This window comes from Calothrix sp. NIES-2098 (genome assembly GCF_963875125.1).
Taxonomy (GTDB): Bacteria; Cyanobacteriota; Cyanobacteriia; order Cyanobacteriales; family Nostocaceae; genus Aulosira.
This window is the reverse complement of sequence record NZ_CAWNKJ010000001.1, coordinates 3,973,949-3,986,597: the sequence shown is the minus strand read 5'-3', so window position 1 is coordinate 3,986,597 and position 12,649 is coordinate 3,973,949. Positions and strand designations below refer to the sequence as shown.

Genomic DNA, 12,649 nt, shown 5'->3' with positions numbered 1-12,649 from the left:
ATTCCCCTTCTCCTGGGGGAGAAGGGGTGAGGGGATGAGGGCGAGGGTTTTTGTACAACACGCGCCGTATATAGCTTTTAGCTTAAGTTGACACAGGTGGGCACTGCCGTGACCTCTAGAATATTATTGATTTGTCGCAAACATTATTTGATTTGGTATAACGGGAATTCTGCGCAGCGTTACTCAGCAGTTTCATTAGACTTAACAGCAGCTTGCTCTGCAACTGTTTTTATCCGGGTGATAGTGCCTTTGCGGACGCGATCGCTCTTCAGCACGCCACCAGCCATAACATATTCGGGGCTTTCTTTTCCGTATTTCCCGCCAACTGACATCAGCAAATTTTCACACAAAACACTCAAGCTTTTTTCTAGCTGATCGATCTCAGTTCTGGAAGCATCAATTACAGCCAAGGCACTGTTATGAGTGTGCAGCTTACTGCGTAATTGCTCAATTTGAGCTAGCATATTTTGCAAGCTGTTAGAGTTGCCAAAATCAAGATTCGGATCGATAGCTTCTAGTCCAGAAGCTCTTTTTTGAGCTTTTTCGAGGATGCGAGATGAACGTTTGGGTAGGGTCATCGATAATATTCCTGATGAACTTTTTTACTACAGCATGGCGTAAATTTATCGACTTAATTCTGAATTTTGAATTTACGCCACTGCTACTGTTAGCTTGTCTTAAAACAGCCGCATTAAGGCTCAGGGAAAATCACAAATATTTGGCTTTTTTTTTACAATATTTAGAAATATAATTCTGTAATTATGCGTAATCTATAGCGATCGCAATGTGCCAGTTGCGTAATACCAATTCTATGTGAGGCTGCACATTAACGCCCTCAGGCTATAAGCCTGGGGCTACACAAACAAAGCCCACCTACGTGGGCTAATTATATGCATCTTCATAAAGAATTGGTATAAGTCCTATTAATTACACAATGTCATTGCGAATGTAGCGAAGCGAAATGAAGCAATCGCAATGACTGTAATTAATTATTGCGCGGTTACTTAGTCTGACGCAAAAAATCAACTCGTTGGTTACAAATGAGATCTGGTTCTGTATGAATGAGATCTCATTGATAAACAACCCGATCAGGTTGGTCACAAATGCGATCGCGTTCTCTATGGATGAGTACTCGTTAATAAACAACCCGATCAGGTTGGTCACAAATGCGATCGCGTTCTCTATGGATGAGTACTCGTTAATAAACAACCCGATCAGGTTGGTCACAAATGCGATCGCGTTCTCTATGGATGAGGTGATTTTGCGTAGACGCAGCATCAGCTTGTCGTAGACATCGCAGTTTTGTAGAGACAGAGAGTGCGATCGCCTTTACTATATAATTTGAACAGAATACTGGGTAGTTTGATGATTTCTCAAGCGCTGACCACGCTTAAATATAGGATGTTACCTGAATCTGCGATCGCATTACGAGCATTGGCAGATAATTGAGGGTCGTTTGGTAGGTGATGCCTACGCTTAGTGTAGTGTTAAAACAATAAATTTGGGCGATCGCACTTTAGAACAGATAGAGTGCTTTCAATTACGAATTATTTCCACCATCGTCCTACATCTGCGATCGCATGGGCAACTTCTGCCATTGCAACTTCACCACCTAATGCAAAGATAACTGGAAACAATGCCTTGATAGATTGTAGTAAATTAGGGCGAGTGCGAAGAGATAGCTGATGAAGTGTATCTTGCCAAAGAGGAAAAAGTGTGGCAGATGACATTTGTGACAGACCTACAGCTAAGGCACTCAAGGCATCGGCGCGATACTTGTTAGACTTAATCAAGCGTGCGGCGGTGAGTGCTTCTGCTAACAACTCTGGTGGCAGATTCGCAGCTAAGGCTCTTAAGGCATCGGCGCGATACTTGTTAGGCTCAATCAAGCGTGCGGCGATGAGTGCTTCTGGTACTACCTCTGGCAGATTCGCAGCTAAGGCACTCAAGGCATCGGCACGATAATACTCATTCTGAATTGAGCGTGCGGCGGTGAGTGCTTCTGCTAACAACTCTGGTGGCAGATTCGCAGCTAAGGCACTCAAGGCATCGACACGATAATACTCATCCTGAATCGAGCGTGCGGCGGTGAGTGCTTCTGGTAATACCTCCGGCAGTTTCTCTGCTAAGGCACGCAAGGCATCGGCGCGATACTTGTTAGACTTAATCGAGCGTGCGGCGGTGAGTGCTTCTGGTAATACCTCCGGCAGATTCGCAGCTAAGGCTCTCAAGGTATTGGCGCGATAATACTCATCCTGAATCGAGCGTGCGGCGGTGAGTGCTTCTGGTAATACCTCCGGCAGATTCGCAGCTAAGGCTCTCAAGGTATTGGCGCGATAATACTCATCCTGAATCGAGCGTGCGGCGGTGAGTGCTTCTGGTAATACCTCCGGCAGATTCGCAGCTAAGGCACGCAAGGCATCGGCGCGATACTTGTTAGACTTAATCGAGCGTGCGGCGGTGAGCGCTTCTGCTAACAACTCTGGTGGCAGATTCGCAGCTAAGGCTCTCAAGGCAGAGGCGCGATACTTGTTAGACTTAATCGAGCGTGCGGCGGTGAGTGCTTCTGCTAACAACTCTGGTGGCAGATTCGCAGCTAAGGCTCTCAAGGCATCGGCGCGACACTTGTTAGACTTAATCGAGCGTGCGGTAATGAGTGCTTCTGGTAATACCTCTGGCAGATTCGCAGCTAAGGCACTCAAGGCAGAGGCACGATAATACTCATCCTGAATCGAGCGTGCGGCGGTGAGTGCTTCTGCTAACAACTCTGGTGGCAGATTCGCAGCTAAGGCACTCAAGGCAGAGGCACGATAATACTCATCCTGAATCGAGCGTGCGGCGGTGAGTGCTTCTGCTAACAACTCTGGTGGCAGATTCGCAGCTAAGGCTCTCAAGGCATCGGCGCGACACTTGTTAGACTTAATCGAGCGTGCGGCAATGAGTGCTTCTGGTAATACCTCTGGCAGTTTCGCAGCTAAGGCACTCAAGGCATCGGCGCGATACTTGTTAGACTTAATCGAGCGTGCGGCGGTGAGTGCTTCTGCTAACAACTCTGGTGGCAGATTCGCAGCTAAGGCACGCAAGGTATCGGCGCGATTATACTCATCCTGAATCAAGCGTGCGGCGGTGAGTGCTTCTGGTAATACCTCCGGCAGTTTCGCAGCTAAGGTACTCAAGGCATCGGCGCGATTATACTCATCCTGAATCAAGCGTGCGGCGGTGAGTGCTTCTGGTAATACCTCCGGCAGTTTCTCTGCTAAGGCACTCAAGGCATCGGCGCGATTATACTCATCCTGAATCAAGCGTGCGGTGGTGAGTGCTTCTGGTGATACCTCCGGCAGATTCGCAGCTAAGGCACTCAAGGCAGAGGCACGATAATACTCATCCTGAATCGAGCGTGCGGCGGTGAGTGCTTCTGCTAACAACTCTGGTGGCAGATTCGCAGCTAAGGCACTCAAGGCACAGGCGCGATAATACTCATCCTGAATCGAGCGTGCGGCGGTGAGTGCTTCTGCTAACAACTCTGGTGGCAGATTCGCAGCTAAGGCACTCAAGGCAGAGGCACGATAATACTCATCCTGAACCAAGCGTGCGGCGGTGAGTGCTTCTGCTAACAACTCTGGTGGCAGATTCGCAGCTAAGACACTCAAGGCATCGGCGCGATAATACTCATCCTGAATCGAGCGGGTGGCGGTGAGTGCTTCTGGTAATACCTCCGGTAGATTCGCAGCTAAGGCACTCAAGGCACAGGCGCGATAATACTCATCCTGAATCGAGCGTGCGGCGGTGAGTGCTTCTGCTAACAACTCTGGTGGCAGATTCGCAGCTAAGGCACTCAAGGCATCGGCGCGATAATACTCATCCTGAATCGAGCGTGCGGCGGTGAGTGCTTCTGAAAGTGCTAGTTTCTCTAAATTTGGCGGTAAATAGTTAACTAACTCTGCTATGGCTGTTACTTTCTCCTTTGCTTCTGGGTTTTGCACAGCATAAGCTAGTCCTTGTTCAGGAGTCCACATATTGTTTTTGACCAGCGCCATCAGCAGTTTTACTGGTAACTTAGTTGCCAAACTATTAACAGAAGCCGTAATTAAAGCATAGCGACACTGCCAACCCACCACTTGCGGCAAGCTTGATTCATCCCAAATCGCCTCTGCTAATTCCCAAGCACGAGAAATATCCGTGATATAACCCCCAGTTTGTCCCAACTTTTCCCGCACTTCAAACCAGCCATTATTGCCAGTTGCCGACTCTTCGTGCAATAAAGAGTGAATCTCCTCAACCCGTCCGGCCTTCTCCAAATGCCAAACTAAACGCTGATGAATATAACCATCATTCGGCAAGGTATGCCATAAATTATTTTGGGTTTTCTGCCGATACTTCTCCCACAAAGCAGCGTGAGCATCAGCAAGATTTAAACCTAACCCTGGCAAATCTCCTATCCGCTTTGGCTGTGGCGTAGCAGTTAACAAATTACAGGCTAAATCGTGGAATAAGTCATGTAATCGATAGGTAGGCGTACCATCAGCAAGCGGTACTCCTGTTAATAGCAATGCCTTATTCCGTAAATATTGCAAAGTTTTAGCAGCATCACGCTCATCCATTGCCCACAGCGTCGCCGCTATCATCTTATTAATGTTGACATCCTCCGGCAACACCCCCAACCAAGCAAAATGCTGCTGCTTTTCTTGAGGCATTCGCTTGACACTCAAGTTTAATGATGCCGTTAAACTCAGGCGTTTTAAACTCGCCTCATCGGTAATTTCTTCAGCTTCCGGTCGGTCAAAACTTCTTAATCTGGCTACTTCTTGCTGAATATCGCTCAATAGTTCATCCCAAGTCGTACCACAGGCAACTTCGGCGGCTGCGAGTTCCAAGGCTAGGGGGAGATAACCAACGCCTTTGGCTAAATTTTCTGCTAACTGACGTTCTGCACCTGTAATTTCCCGTCTTAATTTCTTCGTCAACAATTCCATTGCCTGATTTGGTTTCATGATATCCAGGCTGTAGGTGCTGGCTGCTAAGGCATCGGCAATTGCCCCTTCACGAGTTGTTACTAAAACCTGACACCGCACCCCACCCACATTAAACGCTTGTGCATCTTGCGTATTCCAAGCATCATCCACCACCAGCAACACGGCTTTGTTATAAAGCAACGTCCGCAGATGGTTGGTAGTTGCTTCTACACTGGTAGGTTTAAAGCTATAGTCTCCTAGTGCTTGCACCCAGCCACTAACAAGAGAAAGCACATCTGGTTGTTGACCTAATGTTGCCCACAAAATACCATCACAAAACCGCGTTTGTATCTCTGCATCTACTGCTAAAGCTGCGGCTAAAGTCGATTTTCCCACCGAACCCAAGCCGTGAATCGCCGTAATTACCAAAGTGCGATTATCTTCTGTGAGGAGGCGAGTTTTTAAATCATCGCTGTATTCTGGGCGTTCTACAAAGTGTGCGGGTAAAGGTGGCGCTTGAAATATCGCCAGTTTACTTTGGGGTACATCAGCAACACCCTCATCTTGAGTGTAATTAGCTTCTAGTTCTTTAGATTTCTTTGGTCTTTTGTTTTCCCATTCTTCATCAAACTGTTTCAGGTTCTTTTCTTTATCCGTTGACCATAGCTTTAAAGTAAAGTGCCACTCATCAGAACCTTGGGTTTGAATCCGGTTATCTTCGAGAATTTTGGCAAAATCCTTGAGCAAGTTCAGCGCTTCTCGTATTTGCGTTTTAGTTAACTTACCTGGATCTTTGTCTTTTTGCGTCAACAACTCCAAAGTCACCAGAGTTGTTTTAATAGTCAGCTTGGGATTAGCACTGTCTTCTTCTTTCCAGTCGTACTCAATATTAAAGTTATCTTCCGCAAATTCCCCAGCCGCGAAACAAAGCAACGCCGCCAACAGACGCTTAACTCGCTTTTGAATTAGAGGGCCTTTACTAGGTTCTCGCGCCATTGCTTTGCCAAAATCGATCGGGAAGTTTAGGGCTACCCCAAATAAAAACTCGCTACCCCAAGCTTCTTAAATCCTGATTTTAAGCGATTTTCCACGAGATTGGGGTATTTGCTTACGGTCACAACCCCAAAGAGATGCTTTAGCTACCAACTCTTTGAGGGATGAACACATGAAACGCCAACGCCAAGATATTCTCGGTAAAACCATTGCTTTGTTACTGGCAATGCAACTATTGCTGATTGGCTTACAAGCCAAAACCCGTATCGAGCGAGGTAACTCAACGCTTGAGACTTTAACTTGGTTGATTCAACAATATATTCCGGTGTTGGTCAAAGTCAAAAGCTTGGAGGAGAAAAAGCCCAGAAAGGGTGAAAGTAAGCCAAAGGTTCAAAGGTAAATTCTGCCAAAAATATTAACCCTAGGGGCACGGCGCTAGTCATTGGTGTCAACTTAACGTGAAACCCGCTTGGTTGCAAGGTTTTGCCCTCACCCCCAGCCCCTCTCCCTGTAGGAGAGGGGAGCAACAGATTCAATTCCCCTTCTCCCTGAGGGAGAAGGGGTTAGGGGATGAGGGCGCGAGGGTTTTTGTACAACACGCGCCGTATATAGCTTTTAGCTTAAGTTTACACCAATGGTAGGCGATCGCGCTTTTCCCTCAAACAACTATAAGTTCCTCCCGATGGCCTTATCCAAAATCAAGTTGATGGGAATACTAATGGCAGAAAGAAACACCAAATTCTGTCATGAGGTATGTATAGATGGCGACTGTGAACTCTAACCCAATCGTTCCGGGCTATCAAATTAACTCTCAATTGTACGCTGGCTCTAGAACCAAAGTATATCGAGCTATCCGCGAATCACACCAACTTCCAGTTGTCCTCAAACTTCTCACCGCAGAATATCCCAGCTTCAACGAATTAGTACAATTTCGCCATCAGTACACAATCGCTAAAAATCTCAACATTCCCGGAATTATTCATCCCTTATCCCTAGAATCTTATGGCAATAGCTATATTTTGGTCATGCCAGATACTGGAGAAATTTCTTTACGAGAATACATTAAAAACCAGAATATCACTCTAGTAGATTTTTTAAGTATTGCTATTCAATTAATCGCTATTATTCAAGATTTACACGAACATCGCGTTATTCATAAAGATATCAAACCCGCAAATATTCTGATTAACAGCCAAACAAAACAAGTTCAAATTATTGACTTTAGTATTGCATCATTACTACCCAAAGAAACCCCAGAAATTCAAAGTCCAAATGTCTTAGAAGGTACTCTGGCTTATATTTCCCCAGAACAAACAGGTAGAATGAACCGCGGTATCGACTACCGCAGCGATTATTATTCTCTGGGTGTGACATTGTATGAAATATTAACCAAAGAGTTGCCATTTCAAAGTAACGATCCAATGGAGTTGGTGCATTGTCATCTAGCGAAAATGCCAACAGCAATTGGGAACAGTCAAGAAATTCCCCAGGTGATTGCAGATATTGTCATGAAATTGATGGCGAAAAACGCCGAAGATAGATATCAAAGCGCCTTGGGATTAAAGCACGATCTCGAACTTTGTTTACATCAACTCAAAAATACCGGAGAAATTAGCGATTTTGAAATTGCTCAGAGGGATGTGTGCGATCGCTTTCTCATCCCTGAAAAATTATATGGCAGAGAAGCAGAAGTCAACACATTATTGCAAGCATTTGAGCGCGTCGCCAATGGCACATCAGAAATGATGTTGGTGGCGGGATTTTCTGGGATTGGTAAAACTGCTGTGGTGAACGAAGTCCACAAGCCTATTACTCGTCAGCATGGTTATTTTATCAAAGGGAAATTTGACCAATTCAACCGTAACATTCCCTTATCCGCCTTTGTACAAGCTTTACGCGATTTGATGGGGCAATTGTTATCAGAATCGGATGGACAATTGGCACAGTGGCGCAATCAAATTCTGCAAGTGGTGAGAGAAAATGCACAAGTTCTCATTGAAGTCATCCCAGAACTAGAACGGGTAATTGGCAAACAACCGCCCGCGCCAGAACTTTCAGGAACGGCGGCGCAGAATCGGTTTAATTTGTTGTTTCAAAAGTTTATTGCGATTTTCACCACAAAAGAACATCCACTAGTGATGTTTTTGGATGACTTGCAGTGGGCAGATTTGGCTTCTTTACAGTTAATTAAACTGCTGATGGAAGATAAAAATTATCTGCTATTGTTGGGAGCTTATCGAGATAACGAAGTGTCGCCCGCGCACCCCTTTATGTTGACGGTGGAGGAATTAAAGAAAGCAGGTAAGACCGTCAATGCTATTACTCTTGCACCTCTTTCTTTAAAAGATGCCAATCAATTGGTGGCTGATACTTTACATTGTACAACAGAGCAAACGCTTCCCATCACAGAATTAATCAATCGCAAAACCAAAGGCAATCCTTTTTTCACTACTCAGTTTCTTAAGACGTTACATGAAGATGGGCAGATTACCTTTAATCGCCAGCAAGGTTATTGGGAATGTGATTTGGCGCAAGTAAATGCGTTATCTGTGACTAATGATGTAGTGGAATTTATGGCTACTCAGTTACAGAAATTGCCCCACAAAACGCAAAATATATTAAAGTTAGCTGCTTGTATTGGTAACTCTTTTGATTTAAAAACTTTAGCAGTTGTTTCACAACAGTCGCCCCAGGCAGTCGCAGATGCTTTGTGGGAGGTTTTGCAGGAAGGATTAATCTTGCCACAAAGTCAAGTTTATAAGTTTTATCTCAGCGATGGGCAACAAGTTAATAATAACGAGATTGAAAATGTAGCTTATCGCTTTCTACACGATCGCGTCCAACAAGCAGCTTACTCTTTAATTCCCGAAGACCAAAAACAAGTCACTCATCTGGCGATCGGTCAATTATTGCACGCTAATATACCAGAAACTCAACTAGAATCAAATATCTTTGAAATTGTCAATCACCTGAATATCAGCATTGATTTAATAACTCAGCCTGAGAAAAAACTGGAGTTAGCCGAACTAAATTTAATGGCGGGGCGTAAAGCCAAAAGTGCGATCGCCTATAATGCTGCTGTCAAATATTGCACTCAAGCTATTGACTTACTGCCCACTGACACCTGGGCAGAACAATACGAATTAACCCTGAATCTACATTATGAGCGTTTAGAAGCGACTTACCTCAATACAGACTTTGACCAGTTAGGTGTTTGGGGTGACATTATATTGGAATCTGCAACTTCTTTGCTAGATACCATCAAAGTTCATGAAACCCGGATGATGGCATTCCGATCTCAAGGCAGGTTTGCCGAGGCAGTTGAGACTGGGTTGCAAGTATTGAAATTACTCGGTGTGGAATTTCCCGCACAGCCGACGATAGCAGATATTGACGCAGCAGCCCAACAGACAAGGCAACTATGGCAAGGGCGCACACCCTCAAGTTTGTTAGATTTGCCCGCCATGAGCGATCCTCATCAACTGGCAGCCATGCAAATCTTCAGCAATCTTGTATCTTCAGCCCACATTGCCGCACCACTATTTTTACCGCTACTCATCTTTAAGCAAGTTGAGATGTCCATCCAGTTTGGGAATTCACCTATCACCATTTTTTCCTATGCCGACTACGGATTGGTACTCTGTGGTGTTATGGGAGATCTTGATGCTGGGTATGAATTTGGACAACTTTCACTAAAGTTACTAGAAAAACTGCAAGTTAACGCCTTTAAAAGCCGAGCTTATTTTATTATCAACACTTTCATTCGCCACTGGAAAGAACCTTTGCATCACACCTTTCCATCTCTGCTAGAAGGTTATCAAAATGGACTCGAAAGCGGAGATTGGGTATTCATGGCGTTGAACCTAGTGATCTATAGTCAGCATGGTTATTGGAGTGGCCGAGAATTAACTGATTTAGCACAGGAGATGGAAGTTTATCGACAAGTCATCAGCCAGGTCAAGCAAGAAGCAAATCTTAAATATCAAGAGTGTTACCAGCAAACAATTCTCAACTTATTAGGACAAGCTAAAGTTCCCTATTGTTTAGAAGGCAAAGTCTTCAATGCCACCGAAGTCTTACCCAGTTTACAAGCTACTGGCAATCGCACGGGGTTATTCTATCTTCACCTCAATCAAGCCGTTCTCTGTTATTTGTTTGGCGAATATAAACTAGCCTCGCAACAAGTAGCCTTAGCAGAACAGTACAGTGATGCTGTCGTTGCCTATTTCGTTGTAGTTATTCGGGTGTTTTACGATGCTTTAATTCATCTGGCACGCTACACCGATGCTGACACTCAAGAGCAATCTGCTATTTTAGAGCGCATCAATGCCCATCAAGAAAAACTCCAAACTTGGGCAAATCATGCACCATTCAATCATCTACATCGTTGGCAACTAGTGGCAGCAGAACGCTATCGAGTGCTTGGTGAATTTGCGGCAGCGATGGAACATTACGATCTTGCGATCGCTGGAGCCAAAACGCATGGTTATCTGCAAGAAGAAGCACTTAGCAACGAACTGGCAGCTAAATTCTACCTTACTTGGAGCAAACAGAAAGTCGCCGCAGGTTATATGCAGGAGGCATACTACTGTTACGCTCGTTGGGGTGCAAAAGCCAAAACCGAAGAGTTAGAAAACCGCTACCCCGATTTACTATACCCGATTCTTCAGCAAGGAGTACAAACACTGAATGTGTTGGAAACCCTATCCAGCAGTGTTAGTCCCCAGATCTCAATTCATACTTCCCGGAATCGAAGCCGTTCTTCTGGCAATAGCATCAATGTTACCCTTGATTTTGCTGCTATCCTTAAAGCCTCTCAAGCTATTTCCGGCACCATTCAACTGGATGAACTACTGCACAAATTAACACAGATAATTTTGCAATATTCTGGCGGCGATCGCTGCGCCTTAATTCTACCGAATAGTCGGGGAGAATGGTTCTTAAGAGCGATTGCTGTTGCAGAAAATACGGAAATTTTTTCTGAAGCTTTAGAGGGGAATGCCAATTTACCTGTCAAGTTAATCCAATATGTCAAAAACACCCAAGAAATTGTGGTGATTGATGAACTCAAAACCGACTTACCCGTAATTGATGAGTATTTACGTCAACGACAGCCAAAAAGTTTGCTGTGCTTGCCAATTCTCAATCAAGGACAAGTAATTGGAATTTTGTATTTGAAGAATCATGTCACCAGTGGGGTGTTTACTAGCGATCGCATCCTCATTTTGAGTTTCCTTTGTACCCAAGCGGCTATTTCGCTGCAAAATGCTCAACTCTATCAACAATCTCAGATTGCCCTGCAAGAACTGCAAAAGTCGCAACAATTGCTCAGAAATATTATCGACACCGTTCCCCAGGTCGTTTTTTGGAAAGACCGAAACTCAACTTATTTGGGGTGTAATCAAAAATTCGCCATCATGGCAGGACTCCCATCACCAGAGGCGATCGTTGGCAAAAACGACTATGATTTACCCTGGAGCAAGGCGGAGTCTGACTCCTATCGTGAATACGATCGCCAAATTATGGAGTCTAAACAGCCACAATTACATATTCTGGAAACGCTACAACAAACCGATGGTACAACTCTCTGGGTAGATACCAGTAAAATTCCTCTATGTGACGAAGCAGGAGAAGTCTACGGAATTTTAGGCAGTTTTGAGGATATTAGCGATCGCAAACGGGCTGAAGAAACAATTTTGCAAAAGTCTCAGGAACTCGAAAAAGCCCTAGTAGAGTTGCAAAATGCCCAACTGCAAATGGTGCAAAGTGAAAAGATGTCTGCATTGGGTAACTTAGTTGCTGGGATAGCTCATGAAATGAACAATCCCCTCGGCTTTATTGCAGCTAGCCTCAAACAAACTAAACCTACCTTAGCCGATCTCACCGAACACCTGAAATTATACCAACAAGCTCTACCAAATCCAGGGGATGAAATTCTCGATCATGCTGAAGACATTGACTTAGACTATAGCTTAGAAGACCTGCCAAAAATGCTCGATGCAATGGTCATGGCTGCTGACCGATTAAAAAATATCAGCACCAGCTTAAGAACTTTCTCCCGTGCCGATAAAGATCATAAAGTGCCATTTAACATCAATGAAGGCATTGATAGTACAATTTTAATTCTCAAACATCGCCTGAAAGCAAATGAGAAACGTCCAGAAATTACAGTCCTAACTGAGTACGATAAATTACAACCAATCGAGTGTTTTCCTGGGCAACTAAATCAGGTATTTATGAATATTCTGGCGAATGCTATTGATGCTTTAGATGAGTCAAGTATCGGACGCAGCTTTGAGGATATGAAGCTAAATCCTCACAAAATTATTGTGAAAACATCAGTTGATGAGTGTAATTTAAAAATATCAATTGCTGATAATGGTAACGGTATAAGCGAAGAGGTAAAAGCCCGCATATTTGACCATTTATTTACTACGAAAGGGGTGGGGAAAGGTACGGGATTAGGATTAGCGATCGCTCGGCAAATTGTCGAAGAAATTCATGGGGGAAAAATTGCAGTTAATTCTGTTTTAGGAGAAGGCACAGAATTTATAATTCATATTCCCTACTCATAGTTATAACAATTTTGAGATGCGAAGATAACGATCGCATTTCCATCTCGGTAGCGTGCGTTATTGCTGAGTCAACGCCAATAACCGCACGATCTGGGGCGTTAGAGTAGCCCTAAAAGAGCGATCGCCTCG

At 44.5% G+C, this 12,649-nt stretch carries 4 protein-coding genes; 2 read left to right on the top strand and 2 right to left on the bottom strand.

Annotation, left to right across the window (positions count from 1 at the left end; genetic code table 11):
• Positions 1–179: 179 nt before the first annotated feature.
• Positions 180–578, bottom strand: coding sequence for a hypothetical protein (locus AACU33_RS16730; RefSeq protein ID WP_096589754.1), 399 nt, complete (start codon positions 576–578; stop codon positions 180–182).
• 969 nt (positions 579–1,547) lie between these two features.
• Positions 1,548–5,948 carry an NB-ARC domain-containing protein gene (locus AACU33_RS16725; protein WP_096589753.1) on the bottom strand — a complete coding sequence of 1,467 codons (4,401 nt, stop codon included), beginning with the start codon at positions 5,946–5,948 and terminating at the stop codon, positions 1,548–1,550.
• 169 nt (positions 5,949–6,117) lie between these two features.
• Between AACU33_RS16725 and AACU33_RS16720 the strand changes: the two genes are divergently transcribed.
• Together AACU33_RS16720 and AACU33_RS16715 are read left to right on the top strand one after the other, a co-directional pair.
• A complete protein-coding gene (locus AACU33_RS16720) occupies positions 6,118–6,345 on the top strand; it encodes a hypothetical protein (RefSeq protein WP_096589752.1) in 228 nt (75 codons plus the stop codon).
• Positions 6,346–6,706: 361 nt separating this feature from the next.
• Positions 6,707–12,520 (top strand): trifunctional serine/threonine-protein kinase/ATP-binding protein/sensor histidine kinase, encoded by a 5,814-nt coding sequence (locus AACU33_RS16715; protein WP_096589751.1) that lies wholly within the window; start codon positions 6,707–6,709, stop codon positions 12,518–12,520.
• Positions 12,521–12,649 lie beyond the last annotated feature (129 nt).